This is a genomic window from Pseudomonas sp. SJZ103 (assembly GCF_007828335.1).
Classification (GTDB): Bacteria; Pseudomonadota; Gammaproteobacteria; order Pseudomonadales; family Pseudomonadaceae; genus Aquipseudomonas.
In genome coordinates this window covers 207076-224900 of record NZ_VIUN01000002.1, presented here as the reverse complement: position 1 = coordinate 224900, position 17825 = coordinate 207076, and the positions used below count along the sequence as shown (strand labels likewise).

Here is a 17825-nt window from a genome sequence, read left to right as displayed (position 1 = left end):
TAAAAGGTGCGCTCAGGGCGCACCTTTTTTTGGGCGCGGTGCTTCAATCCCATAGCGTCTGGATCGGCGTGTCGGACGAGTAGTGATGGGCGATCTGCGCCTGGAGCAATTCCGCCGCGGCCAGCGCATCGGTGAGCGCGTGGTGGGCGTGATAGCTGGGCAGATGATAGCGCTCGCGGCTATCGGCGAGCCTGATCGATGGCTGCGCACGGCGCAGCAGCCGGTCAAGCCAGCTTCGGTTGCCACGGTGCATGCGCGCTTCCAGTTGCATAGTATCGATGACCGGAAATTGCAGGCCCTCGCCCAACTGGCGGCGCAGTGCCTGGTCCAGAAAACCGCGTTCGATATTCCGGTAATGCACCACCATTACATTGCCGGCCATGGCTTCGAGCAATGCGTCCAGCACCTCGGACAACGGGGGCGCATGCAATACGTCCGAATGAGTAATGTGATGGAACGTCACCGAGTGTTCGTTCAACTCTGACGGCGGTTTGATGACCCAGTAGAGCGCTTGCCCACAGCGTATGCGCTTGAGCGTAAATGGGATCAGGCCGATGCTCACAATGTTGTGCGCGTTGGGGTTGAGGCCGGTGGTTTCCACATCCATGGCCAACAGTTGCACCTGTTCTATCGGCGTCTGCGGTGCGACCGTCCCGGCGCGATAGAATTTTTGCAGGCTCGGATGGCGTGCTTCCTGCGCCAGGGTCCGGAACCGGCTCGCCCAATCCAGATGCGTGCAAGGCCCAGGCGTTGAAGAATGCTTCACGGGTTTGGCCGTCCTTTTGCCGGATAGCGAAACCGCAGGAAGCTCTGCGCATTGCTCAACACTTGGAAAGCTTCCTTGAGGTTATGCCGCTCGCTGGAGGAAAAACGCTCCGGCTCGATGTAGTTGTCTGGCGTTTCGCCTTGTTCCATGGCTTCAGCCTGGTGGCGGATGCGCACCATGGAAAGAAACTCCAGGGCATAACGTAGATGCTCGACGGCCTCCGGTTGTATCAGTTGGGTGCTGCTGATCGCCTCAAGCCGGTCAAGCGAGTTCTGCGCGGTGCTGGCACAGGCCAGGGCATGGATGCGAATCAGGTCGGTGAGCGGCGCGGTGCCGCGCCCCTTGAGATTGATGATGCGTTTTTGCCGCCCATCCGTTTCGACCACGAACGTGCGGAAAAACCCCAAGGGTGGCGTGCGGTTCAGGGCAATGCGCGCCATGGCATGCAGAAACGCTGGATGTCGACTGGATTTTTGCGCGCACAGCGTTTTGAGTGTCTGCACCAGTTCAAGCTGACCATACACGCCGTCCAGGTCGAAAAAGATGCAGCTATTGAGCAGCGTGGCGGGGTTGGGCTTTTCTATCCATTGCTCAAAGTAGGCACGCCACACGCGTAGCGGCTGACGCCACTGATCGTTAGTCGCCATGATGCCACCTTTGCAATAGCTGTAACCGCACGCCGCGAGGCCGTCGCTGACAAAGGCGGCGAGGCTGCGAAAATACTCGTCGTGCAGTGCCGGGTCGAAGCTGTCGTCGAGCACCAGGGCGTTGTCCTGATCGGTGACCAGCAATTGCTCATCGCGTGCCATCGAGCCCAGCACCATGAAGCAGTACGGTACCGGCGGCGGTCCCAGCCGCTTTTCGGCCAGCTCCAGCAGGCGCTGGGTGAACGCTCGGCCGATACCGGAAATGGCGCTGCCGATCATGTGCGCGGTAGCGCCATCACGCACCATGCGGATATAAGTGCCGCGTAGATCGCGCAGCAGTTCGCGCAGGCCTTCGACCGAGGTTTGGTTGGAGATGCGATTGACCAGGTACAGGCTGCTCTGGGATTCGTAGCGGATGATGTCCGACAAGTTGATCAGCCCCAGGGTGCGGCCCTTGTGCATCACCGGCAGGTGATGAATATTGCGGCGCAGCATCACCAGCATGGCTTCGAACACCGAATCGTCAGCTTGTATCGCTGCGGGATCGGAGGTCATGACCTCGCTGATCGCGGTGGCGGTGTCGCTGCGCGCCGCTGCGACTACGCGGGTGCGCAGGTCGCGGTCGGTCACAAGGCCCACCATATTGGCGTGCGGCCCGTCGCCAGGCGCCATCACGACGACGCATGAAACGCTTTGCTCGGTCATCACCTTGGCGGCTTCGTGCACGGATGTGTCGGCGCTCACCCACACCAGGGAGCGCGAGATCAGCGCGCGACTTTTCAGCTGGATCAGCTCGCTCGCCCGTCCCTGGGACTCCACTGCGCTCTTAAGCCGGGAGTGCCCTTCGGCTTCGACGAAGTCCGCAAAGGTATCGTGTTGTGCGCACAATTCGGCGAACAACTCGGCGGGGATAAAGTAGATCAGGCTGTCTTCCAGCGCCTTGGCCGGAAAACGCACTTTATTGCTGCGCAACAAGCCAGCCTGGCCGAAGAGATCGCCCTCGACCAGGCGGTTATAGAGCTCGCCGTTGCGTCGGTAGATTTCCACGGCGCCGCTGCGCACGTAATGCAGATGCTGGACAACCGCGCCCGCTTCAAGAATGTCGGCGCCTGCCTTGAAGTAACTGACCTCGATGCGCCGGGCGATAGCCTCGAGCGATTCAAGCGGCAGCGCATCGAAAGGCGGGAAACGGTGAAGGTGGTCGCGAATCTCCTGTAACTCGATCTGCATGGAACCTCGGAGATGAAAGTAAGGGAAAAAAGCCGTCTCAAATGGCCGACGTTCCCAACCTTACCATTTGTGATCCGTTGCCGATTAAGTGGCGCATCCGCCAACGTTGCATTCGAGACGCCTCATAGGGTTTGCACCCGCTGCCTCGGCTTCATATCATCGCTGCGGGTGCGGTGTCGCGTGTTGCGCATTGCAGGTTAAATTCAAGCGTTGGTCGGGCCGCCATCGGAGTGCACCCGTGCCTGAAAAAAAACCGCTATCGCCCACCATTCCCCGTCCGCAAGTCTTGGCCGAGCGTGCCCTGTCTGCTCTGGAGCGGTTTTCCCATATCGAAGCGGTCAGCGGTATCGCGCTACTGGTGGCGGCCCTTGTGGCCCTGACCTGGGCCAACAGTCCTTATGCCGCCAGCTATGAACACCTTTGGCATACCCAGATAACCCTGGGTTTTGGCGAGTGGAGTGTTTCCAGGTCGCTGCACTTTCTAGTGAACGACGGTCTGATGACGATTTTCTTCCTGGTGGTTGGGGCTGAGATACGCCAGGAAATCCACGAAGGTGCCTTGGCCAGTTTCAAGATGGCCGTCTTGCCGCTGGGTGCAGCCTTGGGGGGCGTGGTGGTACCGGCCCTCATTTACCTGGCGATCAACCACGGCACTGAGGCCAGCCATGGCTGGGCCGTGCCGACCGCGACGGACATCGCCTTTGCGGTGGGCGTGCTGGCGTTGTTGGGCAAGTCAATTCCCGGCGGCGTGCGCATTCTGTTGCTGGCCTTGGCGATTATCGATGACATCGTCGCCATCCTGATCATCGCGCTGTTCTACACCGCCAGCCTCGATTTGAGCGGCGTCGTGATTGCCTTGGGCGGGGTGCTGATGGTCCTGTTGTTCCAGCGCATGGGGATCAGCAAGATGGTGCTGTACATCCTACCAGGTGCGATCGTCTGGTACGGTCTGCTCAAGACCGGCGTACATCCCACGCTGGCCGGCGTGCTGCTCGGCCTGATGAGCCCGGTGCGCTCGATGCCGATGCGCGAGCGACCACTGGAAAGCCTGCAGCGCAACTTCCACGAATTGGTCGACAAGTTTTCTGCAAAGGGCCAGGACCCGCAGGCGGTGCATCAACCCCTCAAGCAGATACGCCAGGCGCAGCGCGAAATGCTCTCGCCCGTGCAGCGTATCCAGACCGCGCTGCATCCCTGGGTCGCGTTCGGCATCATGCCGTTGTTTGCCCTGGCCAACGCCGGGGTGAACCTGGCCGGCGCAAACCTCGACGAGGTGATGTCCCAGCACGTCTTCATCGCGGTGATCCTGGCATTGGTGGTGGGCAAGCCGGTCGGTGTCATCCTGGCCTGCGGGCTGCTGGTCAAATCGCGGTTGTGCCAGTTGCCGCAGGGTGTGACGTGGTCCGGCGTGGTGCTGGTGGGTTTGCTCGCGGGTATCGGCTTTACCATGTCGATCTTTATCGCCTCATTGGCGTTCAACGATGCCAGCCTGCTCTCCGCCGCCAAACTGAGCGTGCTGTGCGCTTCCGGCCTGGCGGCCGTGCTGGGATTGAGTTGGGGTTGGGCCCAGCGCAAGCGCGCCTGACGATCTGCGCAGGGAGAGCCCGATTGGTGGGCTCTCGGATTTTCCCAGCAGGATTTTGCGCTGTGCATGAACTTGTCGCGTGCTGTCAGCGCGCCGGCTCTTCGTACCCGTCATCGCAAAAAACGATGACACGGAATTGCAAGTCCGACGGAACTGTTTAGGCGTACAAACGCCCAGCCAACCAACGGGCGTTTTTTGTGCTCGCTGCTTTATGGCGGCTGCGCGCAGGAGGTCTTCGGACCTGCTGGGTGTCGAGTTGGGGCAGTTGTTGGTGGATCGGGCGCTGGAGCAGATCAGCCCTTCACTGGGCTCGGCTTAGCGTTTGCTGATGCTCCATTACTCCAGCCGTAATGATCCGTCGCCCAGCTTGATTGATGGCCCCCTGAATCACTCCTAAGGTACAGCCCACGACAGCAAACCTCGTGGAGCGACCATGACAACAACAATAAACCCCGACTCGCGCTGGACGCGGCGGCGCGACGAGAAGCAGCGGCGGCTCGGGCGGGTCAAGCAGTACGCCGACGGGGCCGTGTTACCCAGCGACAGGATCGTCGAGGCACTTGAGGCGCTGATCCTTCCCGGCGACCGTGTGGTGCTGGAGGGCAACAACCAGAAGCAAGCCGACTTCCTCTCGCGCTCCCTGGCCAAGGCCGACCCGGCCAAGCTCCACGATTTGCACATGATCATGCCCAGCGTCGGGCGGTCCGAGCACTTGGACCTGTTTGAAAAGGGCATCGCACGCAAACTCGACTTTTCCTTCGCCGGCACGCAATCCCTGCGCATCAGCCAGTTGCTCGAAGACGGCCTGCTGGAAATCGGTGCGATCCATACCTACATCGAACTCTATGCACGGCTGGTGGTGGACCTGATTCCCAACGTCGTACTTTCCGCCGGTTTCATGGCCGACCGTGCCGGCAATATCTACACCGGCGCCAGCACCGAAGACACTCCCGCGCTGATCGAACCCGCCGCCTTCAGCGATGGCATCGTGATCGTGCAGGTCAATCAGTTGGTGGATGACGTCACCGACTTGCCGCGCGTCGACATCCCCGCCAGTTGGGTGGATTTTGTGGTGGTGGCCGACAAGCCGTTCTACATCGAGCCGCTGTTCACCCGCGACCCGCGCCATATCAAACCCGTGCATGTGTTGATGGCGATGATGGCGATCCGCGGCATCTACGAAAAACACAATGTGCAATCGCTCAACCACGGCATCGGTTTCAACACCGCGGCCATCGAATTGATCCTGCCCACCTACGGCGAATCCCTGGGCCTGAAGGGCAAGATCTGCCGCAACTGGACCCTCAACCCGCACCCCACGCTAATCCCCGCCATCGAAAGCGGTTGGGTGGAAAGCGTGCATTGCTTCGGCACCGAACTGGGCATGGAGAACTACATCGCCGCCCGCCCGGATGTGTTCTTCACCGGCCGCGACGGTTCGATGCGCTCCAACCGGATGTTCTGCCAATTGGCCGGCCAGTACGCGGTGGACCTGTTTATCGGCGCCACCCTGCAAGTCGACGGCGACGGCCATTCCAGCACCGTGACCCGTGGCCGCCTCGCCGGTTTCGGTGGGGCGCCGAACATGGGCCACGACCCGCGCGGTCGCCGCCATGGCACGCCGGCGTGGCTGGATATGCGTCACGACGATGCGCCGGTTGCGCTGCTGGAGCGCGGCAAAAAGCTCGTGGTGCAGATGGTCGAGACCTTCCAGGAAGGCGGCAAGCCCACCTTCGTCGACACCCTCGACGCCGTGGAAGTGGCGCGTAAAAGCGGCATGCCCCTGGCGCCGATCATGATCTATGGCGACGACGTCACCCACCTGCTCACCGAAGAAGGCATCGCCTACCTGTACAAGGCGCGGTCCCTGGAAGAGCGCCAGGCGATGATCGCCGCCGTCGCCGGGGTGACCGCCATCGGCATGCGCCATAACCCCAAGGACACCGCGCGCATGCGCCGCGAAGGCCTGATCGCCTTGCCCGAAGACTTGGGTATCCGCCGCACCGACGCCACCCGCGAGTTGTTGGCCGCCAAGAGCGTGGCCGACCTGGTGGAGTGGTCCGGTGGCCTGTACAACCCGCCCGCCAAATTCAGGAGCTGGTAAATGCGCGCCCTTAAACTGCACGAACTCAGCCTCGCGGATCGCCTGGCGGATATGGCCGTCGATGCGCTGATCGATGAAGCCGACCTGTCGCCCAAGCCCGCCCTGGTGGACCGTCGCGGCAACGGCGCCCACAGTGATTTGCACCTGGGGCTGATGCACGCGTCGGCGCTGTCGCTGTGGCCGATGTTCAAGGAAATGGCGGAGGCCGCGCTTGAGTTCGGTGAAGTCGGCTTGCCCTTGCGCGAAGCCCTCGGCCGTATCGGGCGCGAAGGTGAACAAGCGATGCTCGCCACCACCCATGGCGTGAACACCCATCGTGGCGCGATCTGGGCCCTCGGCCTGCTGACCGCAGCGGCGGCGCTGGAACCCCGCGCCATACCGCTGAATGCCGCCAGACTCGCGCTGCTTAACGACCGCTACGCGCCGCAAACCGCGAGCCACGGCGCCCAGGTTGCCCTGCGCTACGGCGCACGCGGTGCCCGTGAAGAAGCGCAACTGGGCTTCCCGTCGGTGCTGCAGCGCGGCCTGCCGCAACTGCACAAAAGCCGCCAGCAAAACGCTGGTGAACAGAACGCGCGCCTGGACGCTTTGCTCGCGATCATGACCGACCTGGCCGACACCTGCGTGCTCTATCGCGCCGGCCTGGAAGGCCTGCATGCCATGCAGCGCGGTGCCCAGGCCGTGCTCGACGCCGGCGGCAGTGCAAGCCTCGCCGGGCGCCGCCAATTGCATGAGCTGGACCACCAACTGCTGGCCCTGAATGCCTCCCCCGGCGGCGCCGCCGACCTGTTGGCCGCCTGCCTGTTTATCGACCGCCTCGACGGAGCGTTGTGATGGAAACCTTATCCTTTGAATTTCCCGCCGGGCAGCCGCCAAAAGGCCGTGCGCTGGTGGGTTGCGTCGGCTCGGGCGACCTGGAAGTGCTGCTGGAACCAGGCACGGCCGGCACGTTGACCATCCAGGTACAGACCTCGGTGAATGGCGCCGAACAACGCTGGCAACACCTGTTCGAACGCATCTTCCAAGAGCAGACACCGCCGGCCCTGAACATTGATATTCACGATTTCGGCGCCACCCCCGGCGTGGTGCGCCTGCGCCTGGAGCAGGGTTTCGAGGAGATCGGCCATGACTGACTTGCTCGCTAAACACAGCTTCGTGGAACTGGGTGCGCGGCAGCGGGCCAAGGCCTTGTTGGATGCCGGCACCTTTCGCGAACTGATCGACCCGTTCCAGCGCGTCATGTCGCCCTGGCTCAGCCGCCAAGGTGTGGTGCCCCAGGCCGATGACGGGGTGGTGATCGCCAAGGGCAGCATCGGCGACTTGCCTGTGGTGATTGCAGCCATTGAAGGCAACTTCCAGGGCGGCAGCCTCGGTGAAGTGGGCGGCGCGAAAATCGCCGGCGCCCTGGAACTGGCCGCCGAAGACAACCGCAAGGGCATCCCGACCCGCGCGGTGCTGCTGCTGGAAACCGGCGGCGTGCGCTTGCAGGAAGCCAACCTCGGCCTGGCCGCGATTGCCGATATACACGCGGCGATTGTCGACCTGCGCCAGTACCAGCCGGTGATCGGCGTAATGGCGGGCAGCGTTGGCTGTTTCGGCGGCATGTCCATCGCGGCCGGGCTGTGCAGTTACCTCGTCGTGACCCGCGAAGCGCGCCTCGGGCTCAATGGTCCGCAGGTGATCGAACAGGAAGCCGGGTTGGAAGAATACGACTCCCGCGACCGTCCTTTTATCTGGAGCCTCACGGGCGGCGAACAGCGCTTCAACAGCGGCCTGGCCGACCGTTACGTGGCCGACGATGCGGCGCAGATCCAGCAGACTGTCAGCGCGTTGTTGCAGCATGGCGTGCCCGCCCAACAACGCAGTCGCCAGGCTGATTATTACCTCACACGCTTGGCCGAGTTGGACGCCGTACCGCAAATCGACCCGGCGACGGTGCGCGAGCTGTATCAAGGAGAACGCTCATGAGAGGCTTGCAGTGGTTCAACGCATTGAGCGCCGGCGCTCCACCTGTAGAAGGTTTGCCGGCGTCGCTGAGGGTTGCCGACGGTGTATTGGGTGAGCAAAAGGTGCGCTTTGTCGCCGTGGTTACCGACGCGCAAAACCGCTTCCCTCGGGCCCGCAATGGCGAAGTCGGCCTGCTCGAAGGCTGGGGCCTGGCCAAGGCCGTCGATGAGGCCATCGCCCGCGGCGACAAGCGCCCGATCATCGCCATCGTCGATGTGCCCAGCCAAGCCTACGGCCGTCGCGAAGAGGCCCTCGGCATCCATCAGGCCCTGGCCGCTGCCGCCGACAGCTATGCCCGCGCTCGCCTCGCCGGCCACCCGGTGATTGCGCTGCTGGTGGGCAAGGCCATGTCCGGTGCGTTCCTGGCCCACGGTTACCAGGCCAACCGCCTGATCGCCCTGCGCGATCCCGGTGTGATGGTGCACGCCATGGGCAAGGCGTCGGCCGCGCGGGTGACTCTGCGCAGCGTCGAAGAGCTGGAAGCCCTGGCCGCCAGTGTGCCGCCCATGGCCTATGACATCGACAGCTATGCCAGCCTCGGTTTGCTGTGGGAGACCTTGTCGGTCAGCCAGATTGAACAGCCCACCGCGGATGATGTAGCGCGGGTCACTGATTGCCTGGTGCATGCGATCAAGGATGTCGGCAGCACCGATTTGCGCGGGCGCCTCGGCGCGACAAATCGCGCAGCCTCCAGCCACGTTCGCCAACTGCTGCGGGAACAATGGTGAACGCCCACGACTTGCTCTGGGGCATGACCCCGGCGCATGTGCCCGCCGATGCACCGGCCTGGGTGCTGGAGGCGCTTGGCGCCGGCCACCCGGTGGTAGTGCGCCGCGCCATCGCTGAAACGGGTTATGTGGCGGTCGGCGTGCGCGGGCGTTTGCGTGAGCAACGTTTTGCCGCGCGGATGCCGCTGGCGGCAGTGCAGCGGCGAGTGATACCGGAAGCGTTGCGCGGGGTGATCTCTCCGAGGGATTTACCCGCGTTGCGCGCGCTCGACCAACTGCGGCCGGTGCTGGCGCAGGAGACGTGGGGCGTCACAGGCAGCGCGGGTTTCGAGTTGGCCTGTGGGGTTGAAGCGCTGCATGCCCAGAGTGATCTGGATTTGATGCTGCGCACCCCCGAGCCTTTGGCCCGAGGTGATGCTGAAGATCTCCTGGCGATGCTTGATAGGGCTGAGTGCGCCGTCGACCTGCAACTGCAAACCCCGTTCGGCGCAGTCGCCTTGCGCGAATGGGCCAGCGGCTCACGCCGTGTGCTGCTGAAAACCGCCAGCGGCGCGCATCTTGTGCTCGACCCTTGGCAGGCCGTGGCATGAGCAGCCTTCTGGTGTTTCCGGGGCAGGGTGCCCAGCGACCAGGCATGCTCCAGTCGCTGCCCGAACCTGTGCTGGAAGAAGCCAGCGATGCCCTGGGCGAAGACGTGCGCCTGCTCGATTCCGCGCAAGCCCTGGCCAGTACCCGCGCCGTGCAACTGTGCCTGTTGATTGCCGGCGTGGCCCACGCCCGTCTGTTGGATCGCACCCCGGATTACGTGGCGGGCCTGTCCATCGGTGCCTACCCGGCTGCGGTCATCGCCGGTGCCCTGGCGTTTGCCGAGGCGGTAAAACTGGTGAGCCTGCGCGGCCAACTGATGCAAAACGCTTATCCACACGGCTACGGCATGACCGCGATCATCGGCGTGGAGTTATCCACCGTCGAAAAAATCCTCGCCGACATCCACAGCCCCGAAACCCCGGTGTACCTGGCCAATATCAACGCCGATAACCAGAGCGTGATCGCCGGCAGCGACGAGGCCATGAAGCGTGTTGCCGCGCGCATCAAGGGCAACGGCATTGCCAAACGCCTGGCCGTCAGTGTGCCGTCCCATTGCGCGCTGCTGGCGCAACCGGCCGAGGCCCTGGCCCAGGCATTTGTCCCGCTCAAGGCGCCGCGCATCACCTACCTGAGCAGCACCCGCGCGCGTCCGATCCACAACCCCGAACAACTTCGCGACGACCTGGCCTTCAACATGTGCCGCGTCGTTGACTGGCGCGGCACCGTGCAAAGCGCCTACGAGCGCGGTGTGCGCCTGCAAATCGAACTGCCCCCGGGCGCGGTGCTCACCGGCCTGTCACGCCGCGTGTTTGAACAAGGCACGGTGATCGCCTGCGAAGGCGCACGCCTGGATACCTTGCAGGCCCTGCTGGAAGAGGAGGAGCGCCGCCACCGATAAAGCAATACCCAAGGCTGTCGAAGCACAAAAACAACAATTTCGATCGAGCACTTCGAGGACAACAACAATGATTATTTACGGTGTGGCGTTTTTGGCGCTCTGCACGTTGGCCGGCCTGTTTGTCGGTGAGCTGCTGGGTAAATGGATGGGTATCCCGGCCAACGTAGGCGGGGTGGGTATCGCCATGCTGCTGTTGATCGGCCTGGGCAGTTATCTCAGCAAACGTGGCTGGTTTACCAGCAAATCGGAGCCGGGCGTGAGCTTTTGGGCGGCGATTTATATCCCGATCGTGGTGGCCATGGCTGCCCAGCAGAACGTGTATGGCGCCATCAGTGGCGGGCCCATGGCGATATTGGCCGGGACGGTTGCCGTGGTATTGGGATTTGCCCTGGTGCCCGTACTGACGCGTATCGGCAACCATGAGCCGAGTGCAGTTGTTCCCACCAAAGAAGCCGGGTGATCGCCATGTACGAATCCATGATGAAAGTGATCACCGGTTACGGACTGATCAGCGGTTTCGCGGTGATCGGCCTGACCATGTGGGTGTCCTACTGGATTTCCGACACGTTTACCAAAGGCCGCCTGCACGGCTCGGCCATCGCCATTTTGCTGGGGCTGGTGCTGTCGTATGTGGGCGGTGCCTTCACCGGTGGCTCCAAAGGGGTAGTGGATATTCCATTGTTGTCGGGCATCGGCCTGTTGGGTGGGGCGATGCTGCGCGACTTCGCCATCGTTGCCACCGCTTTTGGCGTGAGTGTCGATGAGTTGAAGCGCGCCGGATACGTCGGCGTGTTGGCGCTGTTTGTCGGCGTGGGGTCTTCATTCGTGGCTGGGGTCGGGGTGGCCATGGCGTTCGGCTATACCGATGCGGTGAGCCTTACCACCATTGGCGCGGGTGCCGTGACCTACATCGTCGGCCCGGTCACCGGCGCGGCGATTGGTGCCAGTTCCGAGGTGATGGCGTTATCCATTGCCGCAGGGTTGATCAAGGCCATTCTGGTGATGGTGATGACACCGTTTGTGGCGCCCCTGATCGGCTTGAACAACCCGCGCAGCGCGGTGATTTTTGGCGGGTTGATGGGCACCTCCAGCGGCGTGGCGGGCGGGTTGGCGGCGACTGATCCCAAGCTGGTGCCTTATGGCTGTCTGACGGCGGCATTCTATACGGCGCTGGGATGCTTGCTGGGGCCGTCGCTGTTGTTTTTGATGATGCGCGGATTGGTGGGCTGACCTGCCCCCCAATCGCGGAGTGTCAGGCTGTCCCCTGCCGATTGGCATACATCCGACACTCCGCCAACAACGCCAGTAAGTTCGGATCACGCTCCTTGGCCTTCAGAAACACCACCCCGATATGCTGCTGCAACCGATACCGGGGTTGCAGCGGTATCAGCTTCACGCGGTTTTCATACACCGCCGCAATCCGCCCCGGCAGCAACGCATAACCCACCCCCGAACTGACCATGCTCAGCAGTGTGAAGATGTCATTCACCTGCATCGCCACCTTCGGCTCGAACCCCGCCTGCTTGAACACGCGGTTGCCGTCCTGGTGGGTGGCGAAGCCTTGGGTGAGGGTGATGAAGGTGGCATCGCGCACGTCGGCCAGGTCGATTTCCTGGTCGCGGTCGAAGGGCGAGTCGGCCGGGGTGGCGAGGAAAATGTCATCGGAGAACAGCGCAATCTGTTCGCAGTCGGGGTCGTTGGCGTGTTCGTCGAGGGAGATGAGGATCGCGTCGACTTCCATGTTCTTGAGCTTGTACAGCAGGTCGAAATTGGAGCCGAGGATCAGGTCGATATTGAGTTCGCTGCGCCTGATTTTCAGGCCCATGATCAGTTGCGGCACGGTCTTGACCGTCAGCGAATACAGCGAGCCGAGCTTGAAGCGTTCGGCAGAGAAACCGGCGGCTTCGCGGGTCAGGCGTACGCTGTCGACCACATCGGCGATCAGTTTCTGCGCGCGTTCTTCTAACACGTAGGCGCTTTCCAGCGGGGTGAGGTTGCGGCCCTCGTGTTTGAACAGCGGGCAGCGCAGGGCATTTTCCAGGGAGTGGATGGCGCGGTGCACGCTGACATTGCTGGTTTGCAGTTCGGCGGCGGCGCGGGCCAGGTTGCCGGTGCGCATGAATGCCAGGAAGATTTCCAGCTTTTTGAGGGTGAATTCTTCGTCGATCAGCATGGCCGTGGGCTCTTGTTCGAATGCGTCCGATTGTGCCCGCAAAACCGTGCGGCGTCCTCGGAACGTCACAAGACGCTTGCACTCTTATGCGCAAGGCTGGACGCTTGCCAGCCAGTCCCAGCGGCTACAGGAGGTCAGTGACAGATGTATCACGGGGAACGATTCAACGCCTGGAGCCATTTGCTCGGTGCGGTCGCGGCGTGTATGGGTGCCGTGTGGATGTTGGTGGTGGCGAGCCTGGACGGCAGCCCCTGGAAGATCGTCAGCGTGGCGATTTACGGCTTTACGCTGATGGTGCTGTACAGCGCGTCGACCGTGTACCACAGCGTCCAGGGGCGGCGAAAAGAGATCATGCAGAAGGTCGATCACTTTTCGATCTACCTGTTGATCGCCGGCAGCTACACACCGTTTTGCCTGGTGACGCTGAGAGGCCCGTGGGGGTGGACGTTGTTCGGCATCGTGTGGGGGCTGGCGGTGATCGGCATCCTGCAAGAGATCAAGCCGCGCTCCGAGGCGCGCATCCTGTCCATCGTGATCTACGCGGTGATGGGCTGGATCGTGCTGGTGGCGGTCAAGCCGCTGATTGCCGCGCTGGGGACGGCGGGGTTTACCTGGCTGGCGGCGGGCGGGGTGCTGTATACCGTCGGCATCATCTTCTTCGCCCTGGAGGATCGCCTGCGGCATTCCCATGGGATCTGGCATTTGTTTGTGATCGGCGGGAGCCTGCTGCACTTTGTGGCGATCATGCATTACGTTCTTTGAATGCGGGAGGGGCGGTGTCCTTAGAGGCGTCCCAATAACTCGCCTGCGCGCTTGCTCAGGATCTCCAACAGGTTTGCCAGCATATGCGGCGGTGGTTCATCGGCGCGGGTCAGGGCGTAGAGGGTGATCGGCAGCGGCGGTGTGAGGGTGCGGATGCAGGTGGTGGCCGTTGAGGCGCCCAACGCCGTGAACGGATCGATGACCGTCAAGCCGGCGCCGGATTCCACCATCGCCCGGGCCAGGGAATAGGTTTGCACTGAAATCGTCACTCGAGGCGGTGGGTCGACATGTTCCAGGTAGCTGTCGAGTTTCGCCGCCAGCGGGTCGGCGCTGGACAGGCCAATCAACGGCGCACCCGCCAGCTCAGCCAGTGGCAGCGCCTGATGCAGTGCTGCGTCTGGCCAGTAGTTTTTCGACGCCAGGGCCACCAACACGCCATTGGCCAGCACCTGTGTGGTCAACCCAGGATGGCCGGAGAAGTTGAGGGTCAACGCCAGGTCGATTTCACGCATCAGCAGTTTTTGCACCAGCTCGCGGCTATGGTCGCTGGACAGCTCGCACGCGATGTCCGGGTAGTCGCGCTTCCATTCCAGAATCGCCGGTGGCAGCAGCGACAGCGCCAACGCCGGGATTGCGCCAACCCGCACGCTTTGCCCTGGGGCGCGGCGCAAGCTCTTGGCCAGGCGTCGCACACCTTGCAGGCTCTCGGTGACTTTCTCGACCTCGCTTTCCAGCGCCAGGGCTTCCGGCGTGGGCTGCAATTTACCGCGCACCCGCAGGAACAGCGGAAAGCCCAGCTGCAGCTCGGCATGCTGCAACACCTTGGTCACCGCCGGTTGCGACACATGCAGCAACTGCGCAGCCGCACTGACGGAGCCGGTCTGGCGGATGGCCTGGAAGATTTCGATATGACGCAAGCGCATGGCAAGTCCATAACCTTTGTTTATAGGTGGTCCATCTTTATTCATTGTCGCTGGCCTGTCACCTGCGCCTACGCTTGAGTCTACTTATTCAAGGGCTGGAGGTCGGGATGGCCAGGCAGGTTTGCATCATTGGCGGTGGGGTTATCGGCCTGGCGAGTGCTTATGCGCTGGTGCGTGCCGGCCATGAAGTGACGGTGATCGATGCGCGCGACACCTTGGGCAGCGAAACCAGTTTCGCCAATGGCGGGCAATTGTCCTACCGCTATGTCGCACCGCTGGCTGATGCGGGAGTGCCGTTGCAGGCGATTGGCTGGTTGCTGCGCGGTGACTCGCCGCTGAAGCTGCGCCCCCGCCTGGACCCTCAGCAATGGCGCTGGATGGCCGCCTTCATCGGTGCCTGCCGGGGCTCGGTGAACAAGCGCAACGCCGCCCACTTGCTACGCCTGGCAAGCCTGAGTCAAAACACCTTGCAGCAATGGCGCGTCGACGATCGTCTGGACGCTTTCAACTGGCGGCGTAATGGCAAGCTGGTGACCTTTCGTAATGCCGACACCTTTGAGCGCGCGCGCAGCAAGGTCACCGATATCCTGCAACAACAGGTACTGTCGACGGTGGATTGTGCGCGCCTGGAGCCGGCGCTGGTGCAGGCGGCGGAGGAGTTTGTCGGGGGGATCTACACGCCGAATGAGGAAGTGGCGGACTGTCATGCCTTCTGCCAACAGCTGGCGGCACGCCTTGAAGCGTCGGGGCGCTGCACCTTTTTGCTGGGGCGCAAGGTCACCGGGATTCGCCATGCGGGTGGCGCGGTGCAGGCCATCGAGTTGGGTGGCGAAGTGATGCCGGTGGAACACCTGGTGCTCGCGGCCGGTCATCGCAGCGCCGAGTTGGCGTTGCCGGGTTTGTCATTGCCACTGTATCCGCTCAAGGGCTACAGCCTCAGCGTGCCGATTGGCGCGCAGCACCAAGCGCCGAATGTGAGCATCACCGACTACGACCGCAAGATTGTCTACGCGCGTATTGGCGAACAGCTGCGTGTGGCGGCTATGGTGGATATCGTCGGCTTTGACGCCAGCCTTGAGCCCAAGCGCCTGGCGCTTATGAAACGTCAGGCGATCGAGACATTTCCTACAGCTGGCGACTATGCCCATGCCGTGGAATGGGCCGGTATGCGCCCGGCCACCCCGACCGGTGTGCCGCTGATTGGCCCCAGTGTCTATCGCAACCTGTGGCTGAACCTGGGCCACGGCGCCCTCGGCTTTACCCTGGCGTGTGGCAGTGGCCAATTACTGGCCGAACTGATCGACCACCACCTACCTTCCATTGATATGCAGGGCCTGGCGCCCCGCGCTGCATAAGGATGCTTCCATGACCATCAACCGAATCAGCAGCAACGAGCGACTGTCCGGCGCCGTCACGTTCAAGGATCTGGTATTCCTTTCGGGCCAGGTGCCCGGCGAAGGCCAGGATGTGGCGACGCAAACCCGCGAAGTGCTGGCCAAGGTCGATGCGCTGCTGGCCCAGGCCGGCAGTGACAAGGATCATTTGCTCAATGCGACCATTTACTTGAAAGACATCGGCAGCGGTTTCGCGCCGATGAATGACGTATGGGCCGCCTGGCTATCGCCGGGGATGGCGCCGACGCGCACCACCTTGCAGGCGGAACTGGCACGGCCGAGTGTGCTGGTGGAAATCAGCGTGATAGCTGTACGTAAATAACGTTAAAGACCAACGGAGAATAACAATGAAAAAAATCCTGTTGACCGGCTGCACCCTGGGCCTTTTGCTGGGGGCACACGCCCATGCCAATCAGGCGCCGCTGGACGGTACGCTGGGCAAGATCGCCAACGCCAAGTCCATCACCCTGGGTTATCGCGACGCGTCGGTGCCGTTTTCCTACGTGGGCGATCACAGCGGCAAGCCGATGGGCTATTCGGTGGACCTGGCCAGCAAGATCGTCGAGCGTATCCAGCAGAAAACCGGGGTGGCCGACCTTAAGGTGAAGTACAACCTGGTGACCTCTCAGACGCGCATTCCGCTGGTGCAGAACGGCACTGTCGACCTGGAGTGCGGTTCCACCGGGGTGACCGCCGAGCGGCAGAAACAGGTGGCGTTTTCCTACGGGTTTATTTACGTGAAAGGCCAGTTGCTGACGGCTAAAGACAGCGGCATCAAGGGCTTCGCCGACCTGGGGGGCAAGAACGTGGTGACCACCGCCGGCACCACCAACGAGCGTTTTCTCAAGCGTTACAACGCCGAGCACAAGAGCAATATGTTCGTCATCAGCGCCAAGGACCACGGCGAGGCATTCAAGATGCTCGAGACGGGCCGCGCGGCCGCGTTCTATATGGACGATGCATTGCTCTACGGCGAACGCGCCAAAGCCCGCGACCCGCATAACTGGGTGGTGGTGGGCGAGGAACAGTCGCGGGAGATCTACAGCTGCATGGTGCGCAAGGATGACCCGCAGTTTCTCGCGGTGGTCAACGAGACCCTCGGCGACCTGTACCGCTCGGGGGAGATCAACGGGATTTACCAGCGCTGGTTTGAACAGCCGATTCCGCCCAAGGGCTTGAACCTGGAATTCCCGATGACCAGTGAGTTGAAGGCGATCATTGCCAAGCCGATCAGCGATCCGGTGGACTGATCACCTCCCACCGTTAGAAGTCGCCCCAGAGTTGTTGGGCGACGGCCAACGCGACGACGGGCGCAGTCTCGGTGCGCAACACGCGGGGGCCGAGGCGGGCGGCGTGGAAGCCGGCGCCTTGGGCGGTGTCGACTTCGTTGTCGGTCAGCCCACCCTCCGGCCCGATCAGAAACGCCAGGCTCGCAGGCTTGGCATGGCTGACCATTGGCTCGGCCACCGGGTGCAGCACCAGCTTCAGATCCGCCTCGACCTGCTTCAACCAGTCTGCCAGCAGCAACGGCGGATGAATCACCGGCACCGTCGAACGCCCGCATTGCTCACACGCGCTGATCGCTACCTGGCGCCAGTGCAGCAGGCGTTTGTCGGCGCGTTCGTCCTTGAGGCGCACTTCGCAGCGGTCGCTGAAGATCGGCGTGATGGCGTTGACGCCCAGCTCGGTGGCTTTCTGGATCGCCCAATCCATGCGCTCGCCCCGGGACAGGCCCTGGCCGAGGTGGATGTGCAGCGGCGATTCGGCCTGGCCGGCGAAGCTTTCCGTCAGTTGCACGGTGACGCGTTTTTTACCGACTTCCAGCAGACTGCCCAGGAACTCCTGGCCGGAACCGTCGAACAATTGCACGGCGTCACCTTCGCCCATGCGCAGTACGCGGCTGATGTAGTGCGCCTGGGCTTCGGGCAGTTCGTGATCGCCGAGGCTCAGCGGGGTGTCGGTGAAAAAGCGGGACAGTCTCATTTCTGTTCTCTGGAAAAAGGTGTAGGTGTGCCGGCAA

Annotated in this window: 19 protein-coding genes; 14 read left to right on the top strand and 5 right to left on the bottom strand. The window is 62.6% G+C overall.

The features are described from left to right. Positions 1 to 43: 43 nt before the first annotated feature. The gene (locus FBY10_RS06265; RefSeq protein WP_256663478.1) at positions 44 to 766 is read right to left on the bottom strand and encodes a 3'-5' exonuclease; all 723 of its coding nucleotides are present in this window, start codon (positions 764 to 766) and stop codon (positions 44 to 46) included. Continuing rightward, positions 763 to 2643, bottom strand: a complete 1881-nt coding sequence (locus tag FBY10_RS06260; RefSeq protein ID WP_145336897.1) for a DUF294 nucleotidyltransferase-like domain-containing protein — start codon at positions 2641 to 2643, stop codon at positions 763 to 765. The genes FBY10_RS06265 and FBY10_RS06260 overlap by 4 nt, the downstream gene beginning before the upstream one ends. A gap of 238 nt (positions 2644 to 2881) precedes the next feature. On the opposite strand from FBY10_RS06260, the gene nhaA reads away from it, so the two are divergent. The 10 genes from nhaA to madM all read left to right on the top strand — a co-directional run bounded on the left by nhaA (position 2882) and on the right by madM (position 11783). Continuing rightward, on the top strand, positions 2882 to 4228 hold the full coding sequence (gene nhaA / locus FBY10_RS06255) for a Na+/H+ antiporter NhaA (protein WP_145336896.1): 1347 nt from the start codon (positions 2882 to 2884) through the stop codon (positions 4226 to 4228). Between the two features lie 433 nt (positions 4229 to 4661). Next, positions 4662 to 6332, top strand: a complete 1671-nt coding sequence (gene mdcA / locus FBY10_RS06250) for a malonate decarboxylase subunit alpha (protein WP_131697490.1) — start codon at positions 4662 to 4664, stop codon at positions 6330 to 6332. Next, positions 6333 to 7166 carry a triphosphoribosyl-dephospho-CoA synthase gene (locus FBY10_RS06245; RefSeq protein WP_145336895.1) on the top strand — a complete coding sequence of 278 codons (834 nt, stop codon included), beginning with the start codon at positions 6333 to 6335 and terminating at the stop codon, positions 7164 to 7166. Further along, positions 7166 to 7465, top strand: coding sequence for a malonate decarboxylase subunit delta (locus tag FBY10_RS06240; RefSeq protein WP_032884109.1), 300 nt, complete (start codon positions 7166 to 7168; stop codon positions 7463 to 7465). Before FBY10_RS06245 ends, FBY10_RS06240 begins: the two co-directional genes overlap by 1 nt. After that, complete coding sequence (locus FBY10_RS06235; RefSeq protein ID WP_145336894.1) at positions 7458 to 8300, top strand: biotin-independent malonate decarboxylase subunit beta; 843 nt, start codon at positions 7458 to 7460, stop codon at positions 8298 to 8300. The genes FBY10_RS06240 and FBY10_RS06235 overlap by 8 nt, the downstream gene beginning before the upstream one ends. Then, positions 8297 to 9067, top strand: a complete 771-nt coding sequence (gene mdcE, locus FBY10_RS06230) for a biotin-independent malonate decarboxylase subunit gamma (RefSeq protein ID WP_145336893.1) — start codon at positions 8297 to 8299, stop codon at positions 9065 to 9067. Before FBY10_RS06235 ends, mdcE begins: the two co-directional genes overlap by 4 nt. Further along, positions 9061 to 9657 (top strand): malonate decarboxylase holo-ACP synthase, encoded by a 597-nt coding sequence (locus FBY10_RS06225; protein ID WP_145336892.1) that lies wholly within the window; start codon positions 9061 to 9063, stop codon positions 9655 to 9657. Before mdcE ends, FBY10_RS06225 begins: the two co-directional genes overlap by 7 nt. Next, complete coding sequence (gene mdcH, locus FBY10_RS06220; protein ID WP_131697485.1) at positions 9654 to 10553, top strand: malonate decarboxylase subunit epsilon; 900 nt, start codon at positions 9654 to 9656, stop codon at positions 10551 to 10553. Before FBY10_RS06225 ends, mdcH begins: the two co-directional genes overlap by 4 nt. A gap of 67 nt (positions 10554 to 10620) precedes the next feature. Further along, positions 10621 to 11013: a malonate transporter subunit MadL gene (madL, locus tag FBY10_RS06215; protein ID WP_145336891.1), complete on the top strand. Its 393-nt coding sequence runs from the start codon at positions 10621 to 10623 to the stop codon at positions 11011 to 11013. Positions 11014 to 11018: 5 nt separating this feature from the next. Next, positions 11019 to 11783 carry a malonate transporter subunit MadM gene (gene madM / locus FBY10_RS06210; RefSeq protein WP_131697483.1) on the top strand — a complete coding sequence of 255 codons (765 nt, stop codon included), beginning with the start codon at positions 11019 to 11021 and terminating at the stop codon, positions 11781 to 11783. 22 nt (positions 11784 to 11805) lie between these two features. Here the strand turns inward: madM and FBY10_RS06205 are convergent, their stop codons facing one another. Then, complete coding sequence (locus FBY10_RS06205; protein WP_131697482.1) at positions 11806 to 12726, bottom strand: LysR substrate-binding domain-containing protein; 921 nt, start codon at positions 12724 to 12726, stop codon at positions 11806 to 11808. Between the two features lie 144 nt (positions 12727 to 12870). Between FBY10_RS06205 and FBY10_RS06200 the strand changes: the two genes are divergently transcribed. Further along, entirely contained in the window at positions 12871 to 13488 is a 618-nt protein-coding gene (locus tag FBY10_RS06200) for a hemolysin III family protein (RefSeq protein ID WP_131697481.1), read from the top strand. 20 nt (positions 13489 to 13508) lie between these two features. On the opposite strand, the gene FBY10_RS06195 is transcribed toward FBY10_RS06200, so the two are convergent. Next, complete coding sequence (locus FBY10_RS06195) at positions 13509 to 14411, bottom strand: LysR family transcriptional regulator (RefSeq protein WP_131697480.1); 903 nt, start codon at positions 14409 to 14411, stop codon at positions 13509 to 13511. Positions 14412 to 14518: 107 nt separating this feature from the next. On the opposite strand from FBY10_RS06195, the gene FBY10_RS06190 reads away from it, so the two are divergent. The 3 genes from FBY10_RS06190 to FBY10_RS06180 are packed head-to-tail and all read left to right on the top strand — an operon-like array spanning position 14519 to position 17055. After that, entirely contained in the window at positions 14519 to 15766 is a 1248-nt protein-coding gene (locus tag FBY10_RS06190) for a D-amino acid dehydrogenase (RefSeq protein WP_145336890.1), read from the top strand. Between the two features lie 10 nt (positions 15767 to 15776). Beyond that, positions 15777 to 16127 (top strand): RidA family protein, encoded by a 351-nt coding sequence (locus tag FBY10_RS06185; protein ID WP_131697478.1) that lies wholly within the window; start codon positions 15777 to 15779, stop codon positions 16125 to 16127. Between the two features lie 25 nt (positions 16128 to 16152). After that, on the top strand, positions 16153 to 17055 hold the full coding sequence (locus FBY10_RS06180; protein ID WP_131697477.1) for a transporter substrate-binding domain-containing protein: 903 nt from the start codon (positions 16153 to 16155) through the stop codon (positions 17053 to 17055). A 13-nt stretch (positions 17056 to 17068) separates the two neighbouring features. Here FBY10_RS06180 and FBY10_RS06175 read toward each other — a convergent pair whose 3' ends face one another. Then, entirely contained in the window at positions 17069 to 17788 is a 720-nt protein-coding gene (locus FBY10_RS06175) for a 16S rRNA (uracil(1498)-N(3))-methyltransferase (protein ID WP_131697476.1), read from the bottom strand. Between the last annotated feature and the right edge of the window lie 37 nt (positions 17789 to 17825).